This is a genomic window from Rhizobium sp. 01N424 (assembly GCF_056399485.1).
In genome coordinates this window covers 88942-112099 of record NZ_JBFTRK010000014.1, presented here as the reverse complement: position 1 = coordinate 112099, position 23158 = coordinate 88942, and the positions used below count along the sequence as shown (strand labels likewise).

At 62.3% G+C, this 23158-nt stretch carries 22 protein-coding genes; 14 read left to right on the top strand and 8 right to left on the bottom strand.

What is annotated here, in order from left to right; all coding sequences use genetic code 11:
• Positions 1-128 precede the first annotated feature (128 nt).
• From AC1DNK_RS26315 to AC1DNK_RS26285, 7 genes are all read left to right on the top strand, one after another.
• Entirely contained in the window at positions 129-431 is a 303-nt protein-coding gene (locus AC1DNK_RS26315) for a hypothetical protein (RefSeq protein WP_477944040.1), read from the top strand.
• A gap of 86 nt (positions 432-517) precedes the next feature.
• Positions 518-1588: an Ldh family oxidoreductase gene (locus AC1DNK_RS26310; RefSeq protein ID WP_477944039.1), complete on the top strand. Its 1071-nt coding sequence runs from the start codon at positions 518-520 to the stop codon at positions 1586-1588.
• Between the two features lie 108 nt (positions 1589-1696).
• Positions 1697-2455: a FadR/GntR family transcriptional regulator gene (locus AC1DNK_RS26305; RefSeq protein WP_477944038.1), complete on the top strand. Its 759-nt coding sequence runs from the start codon at positions 1697-1699 to the stop codon at positions 2453-2455.
• Between the two features lie 23 nt (positions 2456-2478).
• Positions 2479-3453 (top strand): sialic acid TRAP transporter substrate-binding protein SiaP, encoded by a 975-nt coding sequence (locus tag AC1DNK_RS26300; protein WP_112446004.1) that lies wholly within the window; start codon positions 2479-2481, stop codon positions 3451-3453.
• Between the two features lie 63 nt (positions 3454-3516).
• Complete coding sequence (locus AC1DNK_RS26295; protein ID WP_112514858.1) at positions 3517-4089, top strand: TRAP transporter small permease; 573 nt, start codon at positions 3517-3519, stop codon at positions 4087-4089.
• Positions 4090-4092: 3 nt separating this feature from the next.
• Entirely contained in the window at positions 4093-5499 is a 1407-nt protein-coding gene (locus AC1DNK_RS26290) for a TRAP transporter large permease (protein WP_477944037.1), read from the top strand.
• Positions 5500-5509: 10 nt separating this feature from the next.
• Positions 5510-6544 (top strand): L-idonate 5-dehydrogenase, encoded by a 1035-nt coding sequence (locus AC1DNK_RS26285; RefSeq protein ID WP_477944036.1) that lies wholly within the window; start codon positions 5510-5512, stop codon positions 6542-6544.
• Here the strand turns inward: AC1DNK_RS26285 and AC1DNK_RS26280 are convergent.
• From AC1DNK_RS26280 to AC1DNK_RS26255, 6 genes are all read right to left on the bottom strand, one after another.
• Positions 6541-7593 (bottom strand): Ldh family oxidoreductase, encoded by a 1053-nt coding sequence (locus tag AC1DNK_RS26280; protein WP_477944035.1) that lies wholly within the window; start codon positions 7591-7593, stop codon positions 6541-6543. The two genes, AC1DNK_RS26285 and AC1DNK_RS26280, sit on opposite strands and share 4 nt — an antisense overlap.
• A 26-nt stretch (positions 7594-7619) precedes the next feature.
• Complete coding sequence (locus AC1DNK_RS26275) at positions 7620-8582, bottom strand: hydroxyacid dehydrogenase (RefSeq protein ID WP_477944034.1); 963 nt, start codon at positions 8580-8582, stop codon at positions 7620-7622.
• A gap of 52 nt (positions 8583-8634) precedes the next feature.
• Entirely contained in the window at positions 8635-9621 is a 987-nt protein-coding gene (pdxA, locus tag AC1DNK_RS26270) for a 4-hydroxythreonine-4-phosphate dehydrogenase PdxA (RefSeq protein WP_112596656.1), read from the bottom strand.
• A 12-nt stretch (positions 9622-9633) separates the two neighbouring features.
• Positions 9634-10767: an iron-containing alcohol dehydrogenase gene (locus AC1DNK_RS26265; RefSeq protein ID WP_477944033.1), complete on the bottom strand. Its 1134-nt coding sequence runs from the start codon at positions 10765-10767 to the stop codon at positions 9634-9636.
• Positions 10768-11064: 297 nt separating this feature from the next.
• Entirely contained in the window at positions 11065-12255 is a 1191-nt protein-coding gene (locus AC1DNK_RS26260; protein WP_477944032.1) for a sialidase family protein, read from the bottom strand.
• A 10-nt stretch (positions 12256-12265) separates the two neighbouring features.
• Positions 12266-13171, bottom strand: a complete 906-nt coding sequence (locus tag AC1DNK_RS26255; RefSeq protein ID WP_477944031.1) for a dihydrodipicolinate synthase family protein — start codon at positions 13169-13171, stop codon at positions 12266-12268.
• Positions 13172-13454: 283 nt separating this feature from the next.
• Here AC1DNK_RS26255 and AC1DNK_RS26250 point away from each other — a divergent pair, with 283 nt between their 5' ends.
• The 7 genes from AC1DNK_RS26250 (at position 13455) to AC1DNK_RS26220 (ending at position 20998) form a co-directional block, all read left to right on the top strand.
• A complete protein-coding gene (locus tag AC1DNK_RS26250; RefSeq protein WP_112388255.1) occupies positions 13455-15095 on the top strand; it encodes an ABC transporter substrate-binding protein in 1641 nt (546 codons plus the stop codon).
• Positions 15096-15231: 136 nt separating this feature from the next.
• Positions 15232-16188, top strand: a complete 957-nt coding sequence (locus AC1DNK_RS26245) for an ABC transporter permease (protein ID WP_112388991.1) — start codon at positions 15232-15234, stop codon at positions 16186-16188.
• 2 nt (positions 16189-16190) lie between these two features.
• Positions 16191-17150 carry an ABC transporter permease gene (locus AC1DNK_RS26240; RefSeq protein WP_477944030.1) on the top strand — a complete coding sequence of 320 codons (960 nt, stop codon included), beginning with the start codon at positions 16191-16193 and terminating at the stop codon, positions 17148-17150.
• Positions 17150-18154, top strand: a complete 1005-nt coding sequence (locus tag AC1DNK_RS26235) for an ABC transporter ATP-binding protein (RefSeq protein ID WP_477944029.1) — start codon at positions 17150-17152, stop codon at positions 18152-18154. The genes AC1DNK_RS26240 and AC1DNK_RS26235 overlap by 1 nt, the downstream gene beginning before the upstream one ends.
• Positions 18154-19146, top strand: a complete 993-nt coding sequence (locus AC1DNK_RS26230) for an ABC transporter ATP-binding protein (RefSeq protein WP_477944028.1) — start codon at positions 18154-18156, stop codon at positions 19144-19146. Before AC1DNK_RS26235 ends, AC1DNK_RS26230 begins: the two co-directional genes overlap by 1 nt.
• Positions 19143-20204 (top strand): four-carbon acid sugar kinase family protein, encoded by a 1062-nt coding sequence (locus tag AC1DNK_RS26225; RefSeq protein WP_477944027.1) that lies wholly within the window; start codon positions 19143-19145, stop codon positions 20202-20204. The genes AC1DNK_RS26230 and AC1DNK_RS26225 overlap by 4 nt, the downstream gene beginning before the upstream one ends.
• A 26-nt stretch (positions 20205-20230) precedes the next feature.
• Complete coding sequence (locus AC1DNK_RS26220) at positions 20231-20998, top strand: FadR/GntR family transcriptional regulator (RefSeq protein WP_477944026.1); 768 nt, start codon at positions 20231-20233, stop codon at positions 20996-20998.
• Here AC1DNK_RS26220 and AC1DNK_RS26215 read toward each other — a convergent pair.
• Both AC1DNK_RS26215 and adh read right to left on the bottom strand, forming a co-directional pair.
• Positions 20991-21383 (bottom strand): DUF779 domain-containing protein, encoded by a 393-nt coding sequence (locus tag AC1DNK_RS26215; protein WP_477944025.1) that lies wholly within the window; start codon positions 21381-21383, stop codon positions 20991-20993. The genes AC1DNK_RS26220 and AC1DNK_RS26215 overlap by 8 nt on opposite strands.
• Before the next feature lie 162 nt (positions 21384-21545).
• Entirely contained in the window at positions 21546-23054 is a 1509-nt protein-coding gene (adh, locus tag AC1DNK_RS26210; RefSeq protein ID WP_477944024.1) for an aldehyde dehydrogenase, read from the bottom strand.
• Positions 23055-23158 lie beyond the last annotated feature (104 nt).

Genomic DNA, 23158 nt, shown 5'->3' with positions numbered 1-23158 from the left:
AACCGGCGCATATCCCCAAAAAGTGGGATATCGCTGCGGCTTAAATGAGCACATAACCCGCCCTGGTTGAGCGGCAACGATTCGGTATCGTCGCTGCTTCCAAGGAGGAGTTGAGGATGATGTCTGATGTGATCGCGCAGATCGCCCGCGCAGCCGCGGAGCTGGAGGTGGAGCTCCGTTCTTTACTGCAGCTTGATCAGGATATGTTGCAGCCATCTCAGGATGATGCCGAAACGTTGCCGCATCTTCTGGCCGAACGGTTTCCGCAGCTTTCCGGCGAACGTGCAGAACTTCGAGGCCTGCTGAAGATCGGCCGGGCGGCGCGGCGCAGCGAGCACCTGTCTCCGGCCGTTGCCTCTGCAGCGCTGGCAATGACGGCCGAATTCCGAACGATGATTGCAAGACTGGGCGCACGCGCGCAGCTCGTCTAGCCGCTCGCATGACCCGTATGCCGCTTTACGCGCAGCGGAAGCTCGCTTAGTTCTTCTGAACAGGGTTCAGGAGCGGATCGAGCGATATGGCCGGCAACATAGCTTCCACTGATATCTTGGCGCCGCTTGCTGCCATCTCGGAATTTTGCGAGCGGGTCCTGATGGCCTCGGGCGCCAGCCAGTCGACGGCAGAGGCCGCCACGAGAGCGATGATGCACGGAACCCGCCACGGCATCGACAGTCACGGCGTCAGGCTGCTGGCTCACTACGTGAAAGGACTGACCGAAGGGCGGCTCAATCCCAATCCGGCGCTGAAATTGGCAAGCGCCTTCGGCGCCATCGCCTCGCTGGACGCCGACAATGCCCATGGCGCGCTGGCCACCTACACGGCCATGGAGCATGCGACCCGTCTGGCGGGCGAGTTCGGCATCGGCGCCGTCGCGGTGCGTAACTCGTCGCATTTCGGCCCGGCCGGTGCATATGCGATGGATGCGGCAAGCCGGGGCTTTATCGGTTTTGCCTTCTGCAATTCCGATAGCTTTGTCCGTCTTCACGACGGCGCGATGCGTTTTCACGGTACCAACCCCATCGCCTGCGCCGTTCCGGTTCAGGGACAAAATCCCTGGCTTTTCGATATGGCGACCAGCGCGGTTCCCTATAATCGCGTCCAGCTCTATCGCAGCCTCGGCCGCGATCTTCCCTCCGGTGTTGCCTCGGACGAGCGCGGCCACGATACGACAAACCCCGATATCGCAGATATGCTGGCGCCGCTTGGTGGCGAATTCGGCTTCAAGGGTGCTGGGCTCGCCGGCATTTCCGAAATCCTCAGCGCCGTGCTCACGGGGATGAAGCTGAGTTTCGACATCGCACCAATGCCAGGCCCAGATTTCTCGACGCCACGCGGACTTGGCGCCTTCGTCCTCGCGCTAAATCCGGCGGCGTTTCTCGACATCGAAACTTTCGACGCCGCCATGACGCGCTATGTCGAGACGTTGCGCAATTCGCCGGCGCGCGATGGCTTCAATGTCATGGCACCAGGCGACCGGGAGTGGGCGGTGGCGGAGCGCCGGGGGCGCGAGGGCGTCACGATCGATCCGGTGACCGCCGCATCCTTCCGCAAGCTCGCCGCGGACTATGCTGTGAACTCGCCTATTTGACGTCATGCGGCGGATTGACGCACAACTTTGCCGATGGTACGTCTGATTCAATTGGTCAAGCCATTTGACCGATTGCGCGCTTGAGGAGGCGCGCCAGGGGAGGCAGCCATGTTTTCGGCCGTGGAGTCACGCCGCCTTTACAGGCAGGTGGCGGATCAGATTCGTCTCATGATAACCCGCGGCGACCTTGCCGTCGGGCACCGGTTGCCGGCCGAGCGCGACCTTGCCGAACAGCTCTCGGTGTCGCGGCCGACGGTGCGCGAAGCGCTGATCGTTCTTGAGGTTGAAGGTCTCGTCAACATCCGCATGGGCTCTGGCATCTATGTCGTGCGCCAGCATGCCGTCGGCGGCACGGGTAGCGAGCGGGAGCCGGTCGAGGGACCCTTCGAGCTGCTGCAGGCACGCGCGATCATCGAATGCGCCATTGCCGAAGAGGCTGCGAGGACTGCAAAGCCCGAGGATATCGAGCGTCTCGATGAGACACTGCAGCGCATGAGCGGCGTGGTCAACGATGCCAGTGCGGTGCTTGCCGCCGACCGTGCTTTTCACACCCGCATCGCCGCAATCGTACAGAATTCCACGCTGATCCGGGTCACCGGCGAAATGTTCGACATGCGCCTGACGCCCTATTTCGAGAAGCTCGCGAGCCACTTCGAGGGGCCGGTCACCTGGCGCTCTGCGGTGGACGAGCACCGCGCCATACGCGATGCGATCGCCGCTGGCGACGCAGCGGGCGCGAAGGCTGCGATGCGCGCACATCTGACCATGTCGCAGAAGAGATTTTCCGAAAGCTTCGGGGAGGAGTTTTCGGGAGAGGAGGGGCGCGGCCAGAAGGCCGGGCCGAAAAAGGGAATTGCAGTTACTTAAACAGAGCTCAGGAGGAGAGAGCGATGAAAATGAAACTGGCAACGATCGTCTGCACGGCTGCGGCGATCATGGCATCGACGGCAATTGCACATGCACAGACGGTTCTGAAATGGGCCCATGTCTACGAAACCTCGGAACCCTTCCACACGGAATCGGTCTGGGCCGCCGGCGAGATCAACAAGCGTACCAATGGCCGCTACAAGATCGACGTTTTCCCGGCTTCGCAGCTCGGCAAGGAAGCCGACATCAATCAGGGCCTGAAGCTCGGCACCGTCGATATCATCATCTCCGGCTCAAGCTTCGCCGCCCGCGATTACAAGCCGATCGGCGTCACCTATTTCCCCTATATCTTCCGCAGTCCGGAACACCTGATCGCATATACCAAGAGCGACGTCTTCAAGCGCCTCGCCAAGGGCTACGAGGACAAGACCGGCAACCACATTGCCGCCGTCAGCTACTACGGCACTCGCCACACGACCTCCAACAAGCCGATTGCCAAATGCGCCGACATGGCGGGGCTGAAGATCCGCGTGCCCGATGTGCCGGCCTATCTCGCCATGCCGCGCGCCTGCGGCGCCAACACGACACCGATCGCATTCGCGGAAGTCTATCTGGCACTGCAGAACGGTACGGTCGAGGCCCAGGAAAACCCGCTGACGACGATCGAGGCGAAGAAGTTCTACGAGGTTCAGAAGAACATCATCCTGACCGGCCACATCGTCGACCACCTCAACACGGTGGTCTCGAAGACGCTGTGGGCGAGCCTTTCGGACGAAGACAAGAAGATCTTCGGTGACGTCATGCAGGAAGCCGCCGAGCGCACCACCAAGACGATCGAAGGCAAGGAAAACAGCCTGATCGCTACCTTCAAGGAGAAGGGTCTGAACGTCGCCGAGATCGACAAGGCCGATTTCGAGAAGACCGTCATGGACAAGGTGAAGTTCGAGGACTTCGGCTACGACAAGGCCGATTGGGAAGCGATCCGCGCGATTCAGTAAAGCCCGCGGCGCGGCGTCTCCGGGCGCCGCGTCCATTCTTTCCGCAGGGGATCAACGCCGCTCATGACGCAAGAAATTCATACGCAGGTGACCGCCGAAGAGATCGGTCAGGAATTCGAAGGCCACGCGCCGACCGCCAACATTTCCGACTATGCCATCGAGGACTGGATCACGCTGATCGTCTTCTGGCTGATGGCGGGCTGCGTCTTTCTGCAGTTCTTCACCCGCTATGTGCTGAACGACAGCTACGCCTGGACCGAGGAAATCGCCATCAACTGCCTGATTGGCGTCGTTTTCCTCGGCGCAATCATGTGCGTGCGTACCTCGCGCCATATTCAGGTGGACGTCTTCTATCACTATATGCCGGCGCGCCTGGCCCGCGTTCTCGCGACCGTCGTCGATATCGTCCGCATCGGCTTCTTCGCTTACGCCTGCCACCTGATGTGGCGCTATGTGGAGGTTGTTGCCGACGAGCAGATGGTCACCATCGATCTGCCCCGCAACATCGTCTTCTACAGCGTGCTCGTCGCCTTCGTGCTGATGCTGATCCGTGCGGTGATCGTCTTCATCGCCAATATGCGCCGCGGCTACTCGGTTCTCGAGCGCCCCGAAGAATTCCAGACCGTCGAGGGTTGATCCATGCTGCTGCTTCTTGGCTCATTTCTGGTGCTGATGCTGATCGGCGTGCCCGTCGCCATCGCGATGGCCGTTGCCTCGGTGCTTTACATCGTTCTCTACGGTGTTGCGCCCGATATCATCGTGGCGCAGCGGATGATCGCCGGCGTCGAAAGCTTCCCGCTGCTCGCCGTTCCCTTCTTCATCCTCGCCGGCAATCTGATGAACTCGGCAGGCGTGACCGGCCGCATCTATTCCTTCGCGGTGGCCCTCGTCGGCTGGATGAAGGGCGGCTTGGCGCAGGTCAATATCATCGGTTCGGTGATCTTCTCCGGCATGTCCGGCACAGCACTCGCCGATGCCGCCGGTATCGGCACCATCGAGATCAAGGCGATGAAGGACCACGGCTACCCGGTTGAAGCTGCAGTCGGCGTCACAGCCGCCTCGGCGACGCTCGGTCCGATCTTCCCGCCGTCGCTGCCCTTCGTCATCTACGGCATGATGGCGAATGTTTCTATCGGTGCGCTGTTCATGGCCGGCATTCTGCCGGGCATCGTCATGACGCTGCTGATGATGGTCACCGTTGCCGGTTTCGCCTATGTCAAACGCTGGGGTTCGGACGCGCCGTTCGACGTCAAACAGCTGCTTTCGGCCGGCATGGAAATCGTCGTGGTTCTCTTGGTGCCGCTGTCGATTTATCTGATGATGCTTGCCGGACTATCGATGAATGCCGCTGCCGGTATCGCGCTCTTGGCGCTGCTCGGGCTCGACTGGTATTTCGGCTTCTCCGCCGTCATGGCGCTGATGACCCCCGTCATCCTGATCGGCGGCATGACGATGGGTTGGTTCACGCCGACAGAAGCGGCCGTCGCGGCCGTTCTCTGGTCGCTGTTCCTCGGCTTGGTGCGCTACCGGACGATGACATTCTCGACACTGGCGAAGGCGAGTTTCGATACGATCGAGACGACGGCTTCGGTGCTTTTCATCGTCACGGCCGCCTCGGTCTTCGCCTGGCTTCTGACCGTCAGTCAGGCAGCGCAGCTGCTGTCGGACGCGATCCTGTCGATCACCGACAACAAGTGGGTGTTCCTGATCCTGGTCAACCTGCTGATGCTCTTCGTCGGCTGCTTCCTGGATACGATTGCGGCGATCACCATTCTGGTGCCGATCCTGCTGCCGATTGTTGTCAAGTTCGGGATCGATCCGGTGCAGTTTGGCCTGATCATGACGTTGAACCTGATGATTGGGCTGCTGCACCCGCCGCTCGGCATGGTGCTGTTCGTGCTCTCGCGCGTGGCCAAGCTCTCGGTGGAGCGGACAACGATCGCCATTCTGCCATGGCTGGTGCCGCTCTTCGTCGCATTGATCTTGATCACCTTTGTGCCGTCTATATCTCTCTGGCTGCCGCAGCAGCTTGGCCTGTTGCGCTAGGAGGATGGGAATGCAGACACGTCTGGCACGGCTTTATGCCAAGGGTGACTTGAGGATCGAGGCCGCAGAGGTTCCGGAACCCGGAACGGGAGAGGTTTTGTTGAAGATGGCGGCCGCAGGTATCTGCGGCTCCGACCTGCATTACTATCAGGACGGCGGCTTCGGCCCCGTCAGGGTTCGCGAGCCGATCATTCCCGGGCATGAAGCGGCGGGAATTGTCGAGAAGGCGGGCGAGGGCGTTCACCTGAATGCCGGGACGCTCGTCGCGGTCAATCCGAGCCAGCCCTGCGGCCATTGTGAATATTGCCAAAGGGCCATGCCGATCCATTGCCTGGAGATGCGCTTCATGGGCAGCGCCATGCGGTTGCCGCACGAGCAGGGGATGTTTCGCGAGTGGCTGGTGGTGCCGGCCAAGCAGTGCTTCGAAGCCGGGCCCGGAACGAGTTCGGCGGAGGCTGCCTGCAGCGAACCCTTGTCCGTCTGCCTGCATGCCGCCTCGCGGGCGGGCGAGATCAGCGGCAAGCGGGTTCTGGTCACCGGCGCCGGGCCGATCGGCTCCTTGATGGTTGCCGTTGTCAAACATTATGGCGCGGCCGAGATCGTCGTCACCGACCTTGCGGATGCTGCCCTGGAGCGTGCCATGGCGATGGGTGCAACGCGTGCGGTCAATGTCTCGCAGGGCGCCGGGGCACTCGCGGAATTCGAGGCCGGCAAGGGCTATTTCGATCTCGTCTTCGAGTGCTCCGCGGCAGCCCCGGCGATCCGCGGCGCGATCGCGACCGTGAAGCCGCGCGGGACGATCGTGCAGGTGGGTGTGTCGGGTGAGGTCCCGGTTCCACTCAATGCCATCGTTGCCAAGGAGCTGCATATCCACGGAACGCAGCGCTTTCACGAGGAATTCGCGATGGCGGTCGCGCTGATCTCAAGCCGGGCGATCGATGTCCGCCCGATCATCAGCCACAGCCTGCCGCTTGCGCAGGCCGATGCTGCTTTCCTGCTGGCGGGCGACAGGAGTGCCGCCTGCAAGGTGCAGCTGACCTTTTAGGCAGGTAGCGCGACACTCAGCCGTTCGGCGTGGGGCTTTAGCGACTCCATGATGCCCGGAAACAGCACGACGCCGTCCTCGAGCGCCTTGCGCTTGCGGGCAAGGCCATTCTCGCCGGGAAGGCGCACACGCGCCACGCCGGGGCGGGGCGGATTGCTGTGGCAGGCGTCAACGAGCCAACCGGTCTGGCGCAGGAAGGCGTCACGGCCGCCGAAGGCATCGGGATCGAAGACCTGAACGGTGACCGCCGCATTGGTGCCCTTCGGCTGATCGACGCGGCCATAGCCGGCGAGGCCCTGGGTAAAGGCTTCGACATGCAGCGCCATGCCATACCCCTTCTGGCCGTGGTCGAGACCGCCGGTTGGAAGAAGCGTGCCGCCGCGCTCGATGACACGTGGGTCACGGCTCGGATTGCCGTTCTCGTCGAGCAGCCAGTCGTGCTCGTATTGCCTGCCTTCGCGAACCAGTCGCTGGGCCATGTTCACCGTGGTGATCGAGGCGCTGATATCGATGAGAATGGGATCGCCGGGTGTCGGGATGCCGTGGGCGACCGGGTTCGGCGTATAGACGCCCTTGGTGCCGCCGAAGGGGGCGACTTGCGCGCCCGAAGGGCTGGAACTGGCGATGCTGACCATGTAGCCGCGGTCTGTGGCGAGCGTCAGGTAGGCGGCGAGGCAGCCGATATGATGGCTGTCGGCAATCGTCACGGTGGCCGTTCCATATTGCGCGGCGCGATTGCTGGCGAGCTTGACGGCTTCGGACGTCAGCCAGGCGCCGGGCAGGCGCTTGCCCTTCCAAGCAATGGCCGGACCGCGATCCGAGATGACATCGGGGGCGCCCGAAACCGTCATCACACCGTCGGCAACGCTCTGCAGATACCAGCCTGCAAGCGCCAGACCGTGTGTCGTATGGCCGAGCAGGTCGGCTTCGACAAGAAATCGCGAGACGGCATCCGCCTTGTCATTCTCGAGGCCTGCGGCCGAAAACAGTGACGTCGCGAAGGCGCGCAGTGCCTCGGCCGGATAGCGCTTGTCTGTCGTATCGGCCATGTCAGCCTCCGTATTTGCTTGGAAGATCAGCGGGCGAGGAAGCGCGGATGCAGGGTCTCGCCGCGCAGCGTCGCCAGCACATGTTCGGCCGCGATGACCGACATGGTGCGCTTGGCATCGAGCGTGACGCCGGCGACATGCGGCGTGACGATGGTATTCGGCAGCGAGAAGAGCGGATTATCCTTTTCCGGCGGCTCGACGGCGAAGCTGTCGAGACCGGCACCGGCAAGGTGGCCGCTTTTCAACGCCGCAATCAACGCCGCTTCGTCGACGACTTCGCCACGTGCTGTATTCACGAGGTAAGCGCCGCGCTTCATCAGGCCGAGCCGTCTGGAGTCGATCAGGTCGCGCGTCTCGGGCGTCAGAGGGCAGTGCAGGCTGACGATGTCGGCGTTTGCCAGCAGTTTGTCGAGATCGGTCTCGCGGGTGACGCCTTCGAAGGCTTCGGCAGGAGTATGCGGATCGAAGGCGGAAATTTCCATGCCGAGCGCCTTCGCCATCTTGCCCAGCGTCTGGCCGATCAAGCCGAAGCCGACGATGCCGAGGCGCTGGCCGCGCAGCTCGCGGCCCTGATACTGGCCCTTGTCCCAAGTGCCATCGCGGATCAGCGCATCCTGCCGGGAAAAATCCTTCACCAGCGCCATGATAAGCGCCAGCGCGTGCTCGGCGACAGAAATGCCATTGCTGCCTGTCGTCTTCGAAACGGGAATGCCGAGCTCGGCGGCCGCCTTGACGTCGATATCGTTGGTGCCGACGCCGTGTTTGGCGATGTGGCGGAGCTTGCCGCCTGATGTCATTTCTTCGGGGCCGAGGACATCGGCAAGCAGGCGGATGATGGCTCCCTCGGGTCGGTGCTCCTTCATCAAGGCAATCACCGTAGCGCGATCGATATAGGGCTTGGTCTGCACGACCTTGACGCCTTCCTTCTCCAGCACTACCCGGCCTTCGGGCGCAAGTTCTCCTCCGAGAACGAGAACGGTTCTCTGCATGCCTGCCTCCTCATTTCTTCCCGGAAAGCGGCGCAGACTGCGCCGCCGGGTGCTACGCCGCCTTGCGCGGCGAGCGCGCCATCAGCCGGGCATAAGCGATGGCCGAAAGCATGTTGACGTGATTGGCCTTGCCGGTTCCGGCAATGTCGAAGGCCGTGCCGTGATCGACCGAGACGCGGTCGATCGGCAGCCCGAGCGATACGTTGACGGCGGTCTCGAAGGCCACGAGCTTGATCGGGATATGACCCTGATCGTGATACTGGGCGATGACGAGATCGAAGGCGCCGTTATAGGCGCGGGCGAATACGGTATCGGCCGAGATCGGGCCGACGACATCGATGCCCTTGGCCTGCGCCAGCTCGACGGCCGGGGCCAGGAATTCGCTGTCTTCGGTGCCGAAGAGGCCGTTTTCGCCACAATGCGGATTGATGCCGGCGACGGCGATGCGCGGCTTCATCCCCAGACGCATGAAGTGGTTATGGCCAGCCTCGATCGTCGCCAGCACGCGCTCGGTCTTGGCGCGTTCGATGGCGCCGCGCAGCGACACATGGGTGGAGACGTGGATGGTGTTCAGGCGCTCTGAGGCGAGCAGCATGAAGGAGCTCTTCGAGCCTGTCAGATGCGCAAGCAGCCCGGTATGGCCGTCGAAATGATGGCCGGCAAGGTTCATCGCTTCCTTGTTGATCGGCGCGGTGACGATGACGTCGGCTTCGCCCGACATGGCGAGATCGACGGCGCGGCTGATGTATTTCACCGAGGCATCGCCTGCAACCGGGCTGACCTTGCCGATTTCAGGCAGTGGCGCGCCGAGCTCCACTTCGTCGACGGCGATCGTCGAGCCGTCTTCCGAGGCAGTGGGGCCGAAGCGCAGGCTGGTGCCGGTGGCGCGGTCGGCGCGAACGAGCGCTTCCGTATTGCCGACGATGACGAAATCCTTGCGCTCGCCAGCCGGCATGGCCGCCAGCGCCTTGACGATCACTTCAGGGCCGACACCAGCTGGATCACCGAGCGTTACCGCCACTTTTGCATTCTTCGTCATCGTCAAATTCCCTTAAAAAGCAGCCTGGTAAATGGCGCGGATATCGTCACGCGCGAGATCGCGGGGATTATTGTCGAGCAGGCGGCGGATCGCAAAGGCATCGTCCGCCATGGCATCGAGATCATCGGAAGGAACGCCAAGGCCCGAGAGCTTCATCTCGATGCCGAGATCGGCGCAGAAGGCATAGGCGGCGTCGAAGACCGAGCTGACGTCATCGGATGTCTGGTGGCCGAGGGCGGCCATCACGGCCCGGGTCTTTTCCGGAACGGAAGGCGTGTTGAAGGCCAGCACATGCGGGAAGATCAGCGCGTTGGCGGCGCCATGCGCCACATGCCAGCGGGTGCCGAGCGGATAGGCCAGCGCATGGCCGCCGGCGGTATTGACCGGGCCGAGGCAGAAGCCGCCATAGAGCGAGGCAAGCGACAGGCCGGCACGCGCTTCGGCGTCGGCACCATCTTTGACGGCGCGGGCAAGGTACTTGCCGACGAGTCGCGCGCCCTCGATCGCATAGATATCGATCATCGGATGAGCCTTGCGGTTGGTGAAGGCCTCGACGCAATGGGCCATCGCATCGACACCGGTTGCCGCCGTCGTGCGGGCGGGAACCGTAAAGGTCAGGCCGGGGTCGATGACGGCAATATCAGCCAGCATGTAAAGGCTTTCGACGGCAAGCTTCGCCTGCGTCGCGGGATCGGTGACGAGGGCACGGGTGCCAGCCTCGCTGCCAGTGCCCGATGTTGTCGGAACCTGCGCCAGCGCCACCTTGCGCGGGCCGGTCACTTTGTGGGGGCCGACGACCTCGCGCAGCGTCTGTGGCGAACCGGCGAGAACGGCGGCGAGCTTGGCAAGATCCATGGCGCTGCCACCGCCGAAACCGACGATCAGTTCGGCATTGGCTGCATTCGCGGCCGCCAGCACCTTGTCGAGATTGGCAATGTCGGGCTCGGGGGTGACATCCGCGAAAACGGAGACGTGGCCCGGCAGTTCCAGCACATCGACACGCGACGCGTTGAACGCATCGGAGATGACGAGCGTGCGCGTATAGCCCTTGCCTTCCGCCCATTTGCCGAGCTTGCCGGCGGTGCCGACGCCAAACTCGATGACTTCAGGCCTGACAACCGTGATGGGCGAATCCAGACTGACCATGAACACGGCTCCTCCATAAATGCGGCCAAAGCCGTTATTGATGTAAAGTTGTTATATCAACTGCACGTTTCTGGCAATAAGCGAGGCGATGGTTTTTCAGCAGTTTTGCGGAAACGTTCTGAGATGGATCCGATAAAGTAGCATAAATAACCATAAAATCAGTATGTTGATGGCCTCCATCCTGCGCCATCAACAGTGATGTCGCAGATCAAGGCCATTCTCTGTGCCTGCGAAACCACTTGTAAACACAGAGGCCGATCCCGTGCCAGAGGGCACGGGATCGGCTGAGTGGACGGCTCAAACCGCTACATCGCTTGGCAGGCGAACATATTTGATCGCGCGGCGGTAATAGGTGTAGGCGATGTGCAATGCTCCATCCGGTCCCTCGGTGATCGAGGGATAGGAGAACTCGCGGTTGAGCGAGTCCTTGGAGTTGTTGCTGAGGCAATAGCCGTCGCCGGTATCGAGATCGATATGGCTATCGAAGCTCTTGCCGCCATTCGTGGAGATCGCCAGGCTGAGCGGTGCGCGCGGAACACCCCACACGGCCTTTCGCCTTGTTTCTGCTGCGCTTTCTGTGGCTTTCGCCTCGCCCTTATCGCTTTCGATCTCGTCGTAGAGCGACTCGCGGCGCGCATCCGATGTCTCGGCATTGCTGTGGTTGTAAACCATCGCAATCCGCCCGTCCGCCAGCTTGGTTGCCTGGATCGACGAGTTGTTGTTCGGCAGGTTGACCGGCTTCGGCGCCGACCAGCTCTCGCCATTGTCATCCGATTCCGAGGAGAGAACATGTTCGGAAAAACGGTTGCGGAAGAAAGCGACCATTTTACTTCCGTTGAGCGGAATGATGTTCATGTGGACGGCGCCGAGGCTGTCGGGCACGTCGACCATCGTCCAGCTCTCGCCCTGATCGCGCGATACGAGAACGCCTGCCGTGTCTGCATCGCCGCTCCAGCGCTGGCCGGGCAAGCTCACACAGCGGAATGCCGGCAGAAGCCAGGTTCCCACGGAGTTGACGATGACGGGCTGGCGCACGAAAGTGCCGGGCAGATCGCAGAGAACGCGGACGGATCCGAACGTCTTGCCACCATCGTCTGAAATCCGGCACTTTACAATTGACCCATCCTGGTCACCAGATGTCTGCGACGTGTAAAGCAGCCAGACTTTTCCGTCGGGCGCCTTGAAAATCAGCGGATTTTGCTCGGATTTTGCCGGATCGTCGGAGAGTTTTTCGGCTTCCGACCACTGATCCGCCCCCGGCGCGAGGCGCGACATGTAAACGGAAATGTCGCCCATTCCCTCCATCGTCCCGCCGAACCAGACGCAGGTCAGCGTGCCATCGGGCAGGAAGGCCAGGTTGGCGGCATGGTTCTGGATGCAGGGTGACGGCAGGTAGGCGTCGGCCCGGCCGGGCTGCGCCGGATTGGGGCCGATCTTTCCGTTCATCAGCGCCGGAACGGCTTCCGGCGGGAGCGCGGTAAAGCTCATGACATCCTCCTCACGGTAGCTGCGCGTAACCTTCGGAAAGGGCGGCATAGTCAGCGTCGCTGAGGGCGACGAGCGGCGGGCGGGTGCGCTTCCAGGCGGCATTGCCGGTCTTCAGGCCGACCATCGCCTTGATCGTCGGGATCTGGACGTAGGAGTTGGAGAGAGTGCGGTAGGCGTTGATGCGGGCCTGGGCCTTCTCGACCTTGTCCGCCTGCGCTTCGTCATGGACGTGATCGTAAACGGCGCGCAGCGAGTCGGCGACGAGGTTGGAGGTCGCCGTGATGCAGCCGGCGCCGCCGGCCTTGAGCAGCGGCAGCAGCAGCGGATCGGCGCCGCAGAGAACGGAGAAATCCGGATAGGCGGCGATAATCGCTTGCATGTTGTTGAAATCGCCTGCAGATTCCTTGATCCCAACGACGGTGCCAGGGAAAGCCTCGATGAGGCGGCCGATCAGCGGAACGGACAGCGGAATGCCGGAGACCTGCGGGATGTGATAGAGGATCACCTGCAGGCGGCTGTCGTTGATGCCTTCGAAAATCGCCGAATAGGCGTTGAAGAGGCCGTCATCGGTCACGCCCTTGTAGTAGAAGGGCGGCAGCATCACGACCTTGGTGACGCCAAGCGAAAGTGCGTGCTTGGTCAGCTCGATCGTTTCGGGAATGGCGGCAACGCCGGTGCCCGGAAGGAGCTTGTCAGGCGAGATGCCGGCCTTCAGCGCGGCTTCGAGCAGCATGCGGCGCTCGGCGATCGAAAAAGAGTTTGCTTCGCCTGTCGTGCCGAGCAGGGCGACGCCGTGGCAGCCTTCATCAAGCAGGCGCTTGCAATGCTCGGTGAAGAGCGCGACGTCAGGGCTGCCGTCGGCGTTCAAGGGCGTGGTGGCGGCGCTGAAAACGCCGGTGATCTTGTGATTGCTCAAAGCATCCTCCTCTGCAGCGTGATGCTGCTCCTGGCACTTGCCGTGCGTGACTTTTCCTCGAAATGATAAGTTGTTGTCAATCTTACAAGCTGCGTCAGAATGACGTTGGTATTTTATCTATATGAAATTAAATGATAAAAATTTTTTGCGTGGATTTGAAAGTTGAAAACGGCAAATTTTGATTGACAGATTTACATTATCGCGCAAATCTCAGGGGCATTGTAAGGCGTCCGGCTCGGGGAGGGTTTTCGAGTACGCGCTGTTTTGCCCATGGGAGGAATGTATGACAGACCGCAATGACAAGAATGCTTCCACGGTTTCGCGCCGCGACGCGCTGAAGCTCGGTCTCGCCGCCGGCGTCGGCTTCACGCTATTCGGCATGAGCGCCCGCATCGTCATGGCTGACGACGGCCAGGTGCTGAAGGCCATTAACCCGGCCTTCGATCAGGACTGGTCGCCGCTGCGTGGCGGTGGCCGTACGTTCCGCTGGAATTCGTTCTGGTGGGCCTCGCCGATGTATTTCGACGCCGAAGGCAAGCTCAATCCCTACGTCTTCACCAGCTGGGAATCCCCGGACAAGAAGGTCTGGACCTTCAAGATCGATCCGAAGGCTGTGTTCTCCGACGGCAGCAAGATCACCGCGGCCGACGTCAAGGGTTCCTGGGAAGTGGCTTCCCGCCCGAACACCAAGAGCCAGCGCGCCGATCAGGTCATGGGCAAGGTCGACGGTTACAAGGACGTCGCCGGCGGTTCGGCCACCGAGATCTCGGGCGTTGCCACGCCTGACGAAGGCACCGTCGTCGTCACGCTGACGGAAGCCGATCCGATCTTCTTCATGCGCCTTGCCAACCACATCATCCCGATCACCAAGGCTTCGCAGTCCAAGGGCAGCGATGGCGAGGAAGTGGCTGACTGGTACAAGCCCGACAACAGCGCCGTCTATTCCGGCCCGTTCAAGCTGACCGCGCTCGATATCGACGCCGGCACGCTGACCTTCGAGCCGAACGAGAACTTCTTCGGCACCAAGCCGAAGCTTGCCCGCATCGAGATCGCCTCGATCGAAGACAACGTCACGGCAACGCAGCTCATCAAGTCGGGCGAATACAATGCCCATACCGAGCTGGTCACCTCGACCATCATCCAGGATCTCGGCCCGGAATTCTCCGCCGGCCCGATCATTCCGACCAGCCAGCACTTCTGGTTCAACGTCAAGCGCGCGCCGATGGACGATCCGAAGGTTCGCCAGGCGCTGATCATGGCGATCGACCGCGACGGTCTCTTCAAGGCATCCTATCCGGATGGCCCGCACAAGAAGGCCGACCAGATCCTGAACTCGGTCCCAGGTGCCGACAATTCCGGCTTCGAGCCCTATCCTTACGATCCTGAGGGCGCCAAGAAGCTGCTCGCCGAATCCAGCTACGGCGGTCCCGATCGCCTGCCGAAGATCATGTTCGTCGGCATCTCGGCTCCGGCCATTCAGGCCGCTGCCCAGTTCATCGCCGAGCAGTGGCGCCAGAACCTCGGCATCACGGCCGTCGACATGAAGCCGCAGCAGGACTCCTATGCCGGTCCGGACCAGAACTCGGTCCAGATCTTCCGCGACGACGTCGGCACCCGCGTTCCGGATGCCGTGTCCTATCTCTCGGGCTGCATCGCCTCCACGTCGTCCAACGCCCAGAACAAGCTCGGCGGTTACAAGAACGACAAGGTGGATGCGGCTCTCGCAGAAGCGGCCACCAAGGCTGCTGACGATCCTGATCGCATCAAGCTCGCCCAGGATGCCCAGAAGGCATTCCGTGACGATTGGGCGTTCATTCCGTGGTATTCTCAGGCCATGTCCCGCTGGGCAACCAAGGACGTCAAGGGCATGGAGAAGAACCTCGACTGGCAGGTCGTCGCTCCCTGGGACGTATCGGTTGGCTGATTGAGACGGCAAAGCCGGTCTCTCCAGCCCCCAAGCAACCGCGCGAAGGCCTCAGGGTCTTCGCGCAAGTTTCAAGAAAAGGTGCGGTCCGCGTCAGTTTGCGGAGAACGTTCCTGACAACAGGTGGGAGGTGGCCTTGCTTCGCTACGTGTTAACGCGATTTGCCATCTGGATTCCGTCGGTTCTCGTCGTCATGCTTGCCGTCTATGCGATGGCATTCTACGGCGCCGGCGATCCGATCAAGCTGATCTTTCTTCGTGCGCCAGGCGACGTCGCCTATAATCCGGAGCGCATCGAAGCCATCCGCGAAAGTGCTGGCCTCAACAAGCCCTTCATCGAGCAGTTCGGCTATTACATCTGGAACCTGCTGCATGGCCAGTTCGGCAATTCGCTGACCTCAGGCCGTTCGGTCTGGGCCATGGTCTCGGCTGCCGCGCCTGTGTCCTTCAAGCTGGCGCTCTGTTCCATCATCCTGACGGCGGTTGTTGCGATCCCGCTCGGGATGATCGCCGCGCTGAACCAGAATTCCCGCATCGACTACACGATCATCGGCTCGGCGCTGTTCCTCTGGGCGATCCCGGCCTATGTCGCCGGTCCGCTGCTGATGGTCGGCCTCATCGTGCTCCTGCCGATGATCAAGGTGCCCTATGGCTGGGGCGGCGTCTTCGACGTGCGCATCATCCTGCCGCTGATCGTCTTGTCCTTCCAGCCGATCGCGCTGATCGTGCGCCAAACACGCGCCGCCGTCATCGAGGTGCTGTCGGAAGATTTCGTCCGCACCGCCCGCGCCAAGGGCGTTCCTGAACTGGTCGTGGCGCTGAAGCATATTCTGCGGCCCGTCCTGACGCCCGTCGTCACCCAGCTCGGCCTCATCATGATCACCATCGTCAACGGCGCGATCTTCGTCGAGCTGGTCTTCGGTCTGCCCGGCCTTGGACGCTTGACCGTGCAGGCGCTGACCAACTCGGACTACCCCGTCATCCTCGCGATCACGCTGATCGGATCCTTCCTCGTCATGGTCTCGAACCTGCTTGTCGATGTGCTCTATCCGATGCTCGATCCGCGTGCCAACGACGCAAGAAGGAGCCGCTGACCATGTCCGCCATCCCTCTCTCGACAATCGAAACTGCCGATGAACCGCCGGTCAGCCTGTGGCGTGACGCCTGGTTCCGCCTGAAGCGCAACAAGCTTGCTGTTTTCGGCCTGGCTGCCGTCCTGATCCTGGCATTCGCCGCGATCTTCGGTCCCTATCTGACGCCTTACGACTACCTCAGCCAGGATCTGCAGGCGCGTAACGCCGCCCCGTCCATGGCGCATCTGTTCGGAACCGATGATCTCGGTCGCGATGTCTTCAGCCGCGTCGTCTTCGGCACGCGTACGGCGTTTCTCGTCGCCGTGGTCGTCACCTTCATCGCCGTGCTGATTGGCCTGACGCTCGGCGCGGTCGCGGGCTTCTTCGGCAATCCGTTCGACCGCGTCATCATGTGGCTGACTGATGTCACCATGTCGGTACCCAACCTGCTGCTCGTCGTCGTCATCAACGCATCGCTGAAGTCGCCGATCACCAACTGGATGGAGGCGCAGTATCAGGCGACCCTCAATCCCTTCTATCGCCAGACGATCTGGGTCGACTTCCTGCTGGTCTTCGGTTCGATGGCGTTGATTTCCTGGCCGCCCTATGCACGCCTCGTCCGCGCCCAGGTGCTGTCGATCCGCAGCCGGCCCTATATTACCGCCGCACAGGCACTCGGTCTTTCCAACTGGGTCATCATCAAGCGCTACGTGATCCCGAATGCGCTCGGTCCGCTGATCGTCTCGGTCAGCGCTGGTCTCGGCACCGCGATGGTTCTGGAAAGCGCGTTCTCGTTCCTCGGCGTCGGCGTCAACCCGCCGACCCCCAGCTGGGGCAACATGATCTCGGATGGTCTGCGCGTCTGGCAGCATTATCCGCATCTTCTTGCCGCTCCGGCGGCCGTGCTCGGCCTTGCCTCGGTTGCCTTCAGCTTCCTCGGCGACGGTCTCAACGACGCGCTCAACCCGCGGGGCAACAAGTGATGAACACGAAGACATCAGAACGCCTTCTCGACGTCCGCGATCTCACCGTCGAGATCGATGGCCGCAACGGCCCCGCCGTCGTCGTCGATGGCATCGATCTCTATGTCAACAAGGGCGAGACGCTCGGCGTCGTCGGCGAATCCGGTTGCGGCAAGAGCCTGACGATGCTCTCGCTCATGCGATTGCTGCCGAACAAGATCAAGGTCACCAAGGGCAGCGCCGCCTTCGATGGCCGCGACTTGCAGAAGATGTCGAATTCCGAACTGCGCAAGGTGCGCGGCGGCGATATCGGCTTCGTCTTCCAGGATCCGATGACCTCGCTGAACCCGGTCATGCGTGTTGGAGCGCAAATATGCGAGCCGCTGATCTATCATCGCAAGATGAGCAAGGCGGAGGCACGTACCCGCGCCATCGAACTGCTGCGGCTCGTCGGCATTCCCGGCCCGGAAGAGCGGCTGATGGCCTATCCGCACGAGCTTTCGGGCGGCATGCGCCAGCGCGTGATGATCGCCATCGGGTTGGCCTGCAATCCGAAGCTCCTGATCGCCGACGAGCCGACGACGGCGCTCGACGTCACCATCCAGGCCCAGATCGTCGATCTGGTGAAGGATCTGCGCGCCAAGCTCGGCATGTCTGTCGTCTGGATCACCCACGATCTGGCGCTGATCGCCGGTCTGGTCGATCGCGTTGCCGTGCTTTATGCCGGCACCGTTGTCGAAGACGCGCCTGTCGACGAGCTCTATGCCCGTCCGAGCCATCCCTATACGCGCGGCCTTTTGGCCTCGATCCCGAAGCTCTCGGACGCGCCGACGAGTCGGCTTTCCTCGATCGGTGGAACGCCACCGGAGCCCGGCCGCCGCCCCAAGGGCTGCCCGTTTGCGCCGCGCTGTCCGCTGGCGGAAGCCATCTGCCACGAGCGGGTGCCGAAGCTCGAGCCCGTCGCCGGTGCCGGAAATCACCGCGCCGCATGCTTCGTCGTCCAGAAAATGCCGGAGGCTGCGTGATGGGTGCTCAACCGCTTCTGAAGGTCGAAAACCTCGTCAAGCATTTCCACGTCAAGCTCGGCGCCTTCGGCGACCGCTCGGCGACGGTCTATGCGCTCGACAACGTCAACCTCGACATCATGGAAGGCGAGACGCTGAGCCTCGTCGGAGAGTCCGGCTGCGGCAAGTCCACGACCGGCTTCACCATTCTCAATCTCTACAAGGCGACTTCAGGCCGCGTGGTCTACAAGGGCCAGGATCTGGCGACGCTCGACGAAAAGCAGATGCGGCCCTTCCGCCGCGACCTGCAGATCGTCTTCCAGGACCCGTATTCGACGCTCAACCCGCGCATGACGATCGGCGAAGCGATCGGCGAGCCGATCCTCTTTCACAAGCTCTGCACCAAGGCCGAGCTGAAAGACAGGATCGCCGCGCTGCTGACCGATGTCGGCCTGCCGACGCGTTTTGCGCAGCGCTATCCACACGAACTGTCCGGCGGCCAGCGCCAGCGCGTCGTCATTGCCCGCGCTCTCGCCTGCCAGCCTAAATTCATCGTCTGCGACGAGGCGATTTCGGCGCTCGACGTGTCGATCCAGGCGCAGATCATCAACCTGCTTCTCGACCTGCAGGACAAGTACGGCCTGACCTACCTCTTCATCGCCCACGACCTTGCCGTCGTGCGCCACATCAGCACTCGCGTCGGCGTCATGTATCTCGGCCGTCTGGCCGAGCTCGCAAGCCGCGAGGAGCTGTTCGACAACCCGCTGCATCCCTATACCAAGGCGCTGCTTTCGGCAGTTCCCGAGACCGATCCGGAGCATGAACGCACCCGCCAGCGGCAGATCCTGCAAGGTGACGTTCCGAGCCCGCTCAACCCTCCCTCCGGCTGCCGTTTCCACACGCGCTGCCCTGTGGCGATGGACGTCTGTTCGAAAGTCATTCCGGATTGGAAGGAAGCCAAGCCGGGTCACCTGGTCGCCTGCCACGCCGTCAACACGGGACAGACTGCATGACGTTGAAAGCTGCCATCATCGCCGACGACCTGACGGGCGCGCTGGATACCGGCACCCCCTTCGTGGACGCCGGGCTTTCGGTGGCGGTGGCAATCGATGTCGAGACCGCCGATGAGGCGCTTGCGGCCGGAACGGATATTGTCGTTATCAACACGGCGTCGCGGGCTTTGTCCGAGGACGAGGCGGCCGGACGTGTTCGGCTTGCAGCCAAGGCGCTGAGCGCCCGGCAGCCCGGTATCGTGATGAAAAAGATCGACTCTCGGCTGAAGGGCAATGTCGCTGCGGAGTCCGCGGCTCTTGCGGACGCGCTCGGCCTTGCCAGGATCGTTGTCGCTCCTGCCATTCCCGATCAGGACCGCACCACCTATCGCGGCTTTGTCGTCGGCCGCGGCGTCGAAAAGCCTATCCCGGTTGCCGATCTCTTCGCCGGACGCGAACTCGATATCTCGGTTGCCGACGCCGAAAGCGATTATGATCTCGATGATATCGTTCTCGCCAACGATTGGGCTTTGGTCCTGGGTGTGGGCGCACGCGGCCTCGGCTCGGCGCTTGCCCGAAAGCTTGGCCGGAGCGGTGGCCAGCCGCTGCCGTTCGAAGCATCGCGCCGCACGCTCTTTGCCTTTGGATCGCGTGACCCGATCACATCGGCACAGATGAACCGGCTGGAAGCCTCCGGCACGCTGCGCGCCACAATCGATGCGCCAATGGGCACGGTCGAATGCGGCGAGGGCCTTGCCCTTCCCGTACTGCTCCGCTGCAGCGGCGAAATCTCCGGAGACGGCGCGGCTGTCGCCCGGCGTTTCGCTGGCGGCGTCAAGGCCGTCATCGACGACACCAAGCCCGACATGCTGATGGTTGGCGGCGGCGACACGGCGCTTGCGGTCTTTCGCGAACTCGGCATCCGCACATTGATGCCGAAGGGTGAGATCGAGGCTGGCGTGCCGTGGTTCGACGTTGCGGCTGCTGATGGACGGCATTTCCGGTGTGCGGTGAAATCCGGGGGCTTCGGCAATTCCGAGAGTCTGCTAAGACTGGTTCCACGGAATCAGGCGGCTTGAGCATGAGACCGACGGGGAGAATGGGCGTGGATGAAGCAAATGGCGCATCGCTGAATGCGGGGAACGGTCCGCCGGCAAAGCCGGAACGCGGCAAGGCCGTGAAGCTCGTCGATCGCGTCTTCGATCAGATCCTCGAGCGCATCCGCGCCGGCAACTATCCGCCGGATTCGCGCCTGCCCGGCGAACACGAACTTGCGTCGATGCTCGGCGTCTCGCGCCCGATCGTTCGCGATGCGCTGGCAAAGCTGCGCGAGCAGGGCACCGTTTACGCGCGCCAGGGCGCCGGCACCTTCGTCAGCGCCCACGGCTCGCCGACGACGCAGCTTGCCTACTCGCCGGTCAAGACGATCGCCGATATCCAGCGCTGCTATGAATTCCGCCTGACGATCGAGCCTGCGGCTGCCTATTTCGCGGCCAAGCGGCGCGATGAGCCGGCGATCCAGAAGATCGCCTCGGCGCTGTCGGATCTGCGCGAAGCAACGAGCCACCAGCTGCACCGCAGCGATGCGGATTTCGTCTTCCACCGCTGCGTCGCCGAGGCGGCGAACAATCACTATTACACCGCCTCGCTCGACGCGCTGAAGCCGCATATCGCGGTCGGCATGCATCTGCACGGCCTGTCGCTGCTCGGCCCGCGCCAGGGTCTCGAGCAGGTCTACGAAGAGCACAACGAAATCTACAGGGCTGTCGCCGAGGGGCGCGCCGACGATGCGCGCAACCTGATGCAGACCCACCTTGAAGGGTCGCGTGACCGCTTGTTCGAGGGCAGGGCGCTCGATCTGTCGTTCAAATAGCGCGTTTGCCGATATCGGGGATAGCGCAAGCTTCGCCGCCGCCGAAAATGCGCGAGCGGGTGAGGAAGCGTTTCTCGCGTCCATTGTCCAGCGAGAACATGCCCCCGCGTCCGGCTACGACGTCGATGATCAGCTGCGTGTGTTTCCACGCTTCGAACTGGCTGGCGCTGATATAGACCGGCACGCCGCCGATCTCGCCGAGCTTGACGTCGTTGTCGCCGATCATGAATTCGCTTGCGGGGTAGCACATCGGCGACGAGCCATCGCAACAGCCGCCGGATTGGTGAAACAGGATATTGGGATGGTCGGCGCGGATTTCGCCGATCAGTTCGAGAGCTGCGTCTGTGGCCAGCACGCGAGGCTCGCCTTCGATTGTTTCTTCCATTTTGTTCCTCCCACTGAGCGTGTGGCCCCCTCATCCGCCCGCCGGCACCTTCTCCCCGAGGGGAGAAGGGAACATGCGGTTGCCGCGTTCGCGTCCCCTCTCCCCTCGGGGAGAGGGTTAGGGTGAGGGGGCGGCTTGCACCGCCCCGTCGTCGTCTTGCTCTCAGAAGAACCCAAGCGCCTTCGGGCTGTAGCTCACCAGCATGTTCTTGGTCTGCTGGTAGTGGTCGAGCATCATCTTGTGGGTCTCGCGGCCGATGCCGGATTGCTTGTAGCCGCCGAAGGCCGCATGCGCCGGGTAGGCGTGGTAGCAATTCGTCCAGACGCGCCCCGCCTGAATTTCGCGGCCGAAGCGATAGGCGCGGTTGCCGTCGCGGGTCCAGACGCCGGCGCCGAGGCCATAGAGCGTGTCGTTGGCGATCTCCAGCGCTTCCTTCTCATCCTTGAAGGTCGTCACCGAGACCACCGGCCCGAAGATTTCCTCCTGGAAGATGCGCATCTTGTTGTGGCCCTTGAAGATCGTCGGCTTGACGTAGTAGCCGCTCGCAAGCTCGCCACCGAGATCGTTGCGGGCGCCGCCGGTCAGAACCTCGGCGCCTTCCTGGCGGCCGATATCGAGATAGGCGAGGATCTTTTCCAGCTGCTCGCTCGATGCCTGAGCGCCGATCATCGTCGCGCTGTCCAACGGGTTGCCCTGCTTGATCGCTTCGACGCGCTTGACGGCCTTTTCCATGAAACGGTCATAGACGGATTCCTGGATGAGCGCGCGGCTCGGGCAGGTGCAGACCTCGCCCTGGTTCAGCGCAAACATTGCAAAGCCTTCGAGCGCCTTGTCGAGGAAGTCGTCATCCTCGGCCATCACATCGGCGAAGAAGATGTTGGGCGACTTGCCGCCGAGCTCAAGCGTCACCGGAATGAGGTTCTGGCTGGCATATTGCATGATCAGCCGGCCGGTCGAGGTTTCGCCGGTGAAGGCGATCTTGGCAATGCGCGGGCTGGTGGCGAGCGGCTTGCCGGCTTCGAGACCGAAACCGTTGACGATGTTGAGGACGCCGGGGGGCAGCAGATCGCCGATGATTTCCGCCCAGACGAGCAGCGATGCGGGCGTCTGTTCGGCCGGCTTGATGACGACGCAGTTGCCGGCGGCGAGCGCCGGAGCAAGCTTCCATGCGGCCATCAGGATCGGGAAGTTCCAGGGAATGATCTGGCCAACGACGCCGAGCGGTTCATGGAAATGATAGGCGACGGTGTCGTTGTCGATCTCGCCGATCGAACCTTCCTGGGCGCGGATGCAGGAGGCGAAATAGCGGAAGTGGTCGATTGCCAGCGGAATATCGGCAGCCATGGTTTCACGGATCGGCTTGCCATTGTCCCATGTTTCTGCCTGCGCCAGAAGCTCCAGCTTGTCTTCCATACGCTGGGCAATCTTCATCAGGATATTGGAGCGCTCGGCAGGCGCCGTCCTGCCCCACTTGTCCTTCGCGGCATGGGCTGCGTCGATCGCCGCGTTGATGTCCTTCTCGTCGGAGCGGGGAATTTCGCAGAGCTTGCCGCCGGTGACAGGCGTGATGTTGTCGAAATATTTCCCGCCGATCGGTTCGCGCCATTCGCCACCGATATAGTTGCCGTATTTCAGCTTGAACGGAGATTCGACGATCTTCTGATGCAGCATGTCATCCTCCCTTGATGATGCCAGGTTCAGGAACGAACCAGTGGAGGAAATCTGCGCGTCTTTTGGCTTTCGAAATACCCGCCCGGGGCAATGCCGCACTGCAC

What these genes read in the sequence shown, in the direction of transcription:
- AC1DNK_RS26310 (WP_477944039.1), top strand. Translation starts at nt 518, where the DNA reads ATGGCCGGCAACATAGCTTCCACTGATATCTTGGCGCCGCTTGCTGCC.
- AC1DNK_RS26305 (WP_477944038.1), top strand. Translation starts at nt 1,697, where the DNA reads ATGTTTTCGGCCGTGGAGTCACGCCGCCTTTACAGGCAGGTGGCGGAT.
- AC1DNK_RS26300 (WP_112446004.1), top strand. Translation starts at nt 2,479, where the DNA reads ATGAAAATGAAACTGGCAACGATCGTCTGCACGGCTGCGGCGATCATG.
- AC1DNK_RS26295 (WP_112514858.1), top strand. Translation starts at nt 3,517, where the DNA reads ATGACGCAAGAAATTCATACGCAGGTGACCGCCGAAGAGATCGGTCAG.
- AC1DNK_RS26290 (WP_477944037.1), top strand. Translation starts at nt 4,093, where the DNA reads ATGCTGCTGCTTCTTGGCTCATTTCTGGTGCTGATGCTGATCGGCGTG.
- AC1DNK_RS26285 (WP_477944036.1), top strand. Translation starts at nt 5,510, where the DNA reads ATGCAGACACGTCTGGCACGGCTTTATGCCAAGGGTGACTTGAGGATC.
- AC1DNK_RS26280 (WP_477944035.1), bottom strand. Translation starts at nt 7,593, where the DNA reads ATGGCCGATACGACAGACAAGCGCTATCCGGCCGAGGCACTGCGCGCC.
- AC1DNK_RS26275 (WP_477944034.1), bottom strand. Translation starts at nt 8,582, where the DNA reads ATGCAGAGAACCGTTCTCGTTCTCGGAGGAGAACTTGCGCCCGAAGGC.
- pdxA (WP_112596656.1), bottom strand. Translation starts at nt 9,621, where the DNA reads ATGACGAAGAATGCAAAAGTGGCGGTAACGCTCGGTGATCCAGCTGGT.
- AC1DNK_RS26265 (WP_477944033.1), bottom strand. Translation starts at nt 10,767, where the DNA reads ATGGTCAGTCTGGATTCGCCCATCACGGTTGTCAGGCCTGAAGTCATC.
- AC1DNK_RS26260 (WP_477944032.1), bottom strand. Translation starts at nt 12,255, where the DNA reads ATGAGCTTTACCGCGCTCCCGCCGGAAGCCGTTCCGGCGCTGATGAAC.
- AC1DNK_RS26250 (WP_112388255.1), top strand. Translation starts at nt 13,455, where the DNA reads ATGACAGACCGCAATGACAAGAATGCTTCCACGGTTTCGCGCCGCGAC.
- AC1DNK_RS26240 (WP_477944030.1), top strand. Translation starts at nt 16,191, where the DNA reads ATGTCCGCCATCCCTCTCTCGACAATCGAAACTGCCGATGAACCGCCG.
- AC1DNK_RS26235 (WP_477944029.1), top strand. Translation starts at nt 17,150, where the DNA reads ATGAACACGAAGACATCAGAACGCCTTCTCGACGTCCGCGATCTCACC.
- AC1DNK_RS26230 (WP_477944028.1), top strand. Translation starts at nt 18,154, where the DNA reads ATGGGTGCTCAACCGCTTCTGAAGGTCGAAAACCTCGTCAAGCATTTC.
- AC1DNK_RS26225 (WP_477944027.1), top strand. Translation starts at nt 19,143, where the DNA reads ATGACGTTGAAAGCTGCCATCATCGCCGACGACCTGACGGGCGCGCTG.
- AC1DNK_RS26215 (WP_477944025.1), bottom strand. Translation starts at nt 21,383, where the DNA reads ATGGAAGAAACAATCGAAGGCGAGCCTCGCGTGCTGGCCACAGACGCA.
- adh (WP_477944024.1), bottom strand. Translation starts at nt 23,054, where the DNA reads ATGCTGCATCAGAAGATCGTCGAATCTCCGTTCAAGCTGAAATACGGC.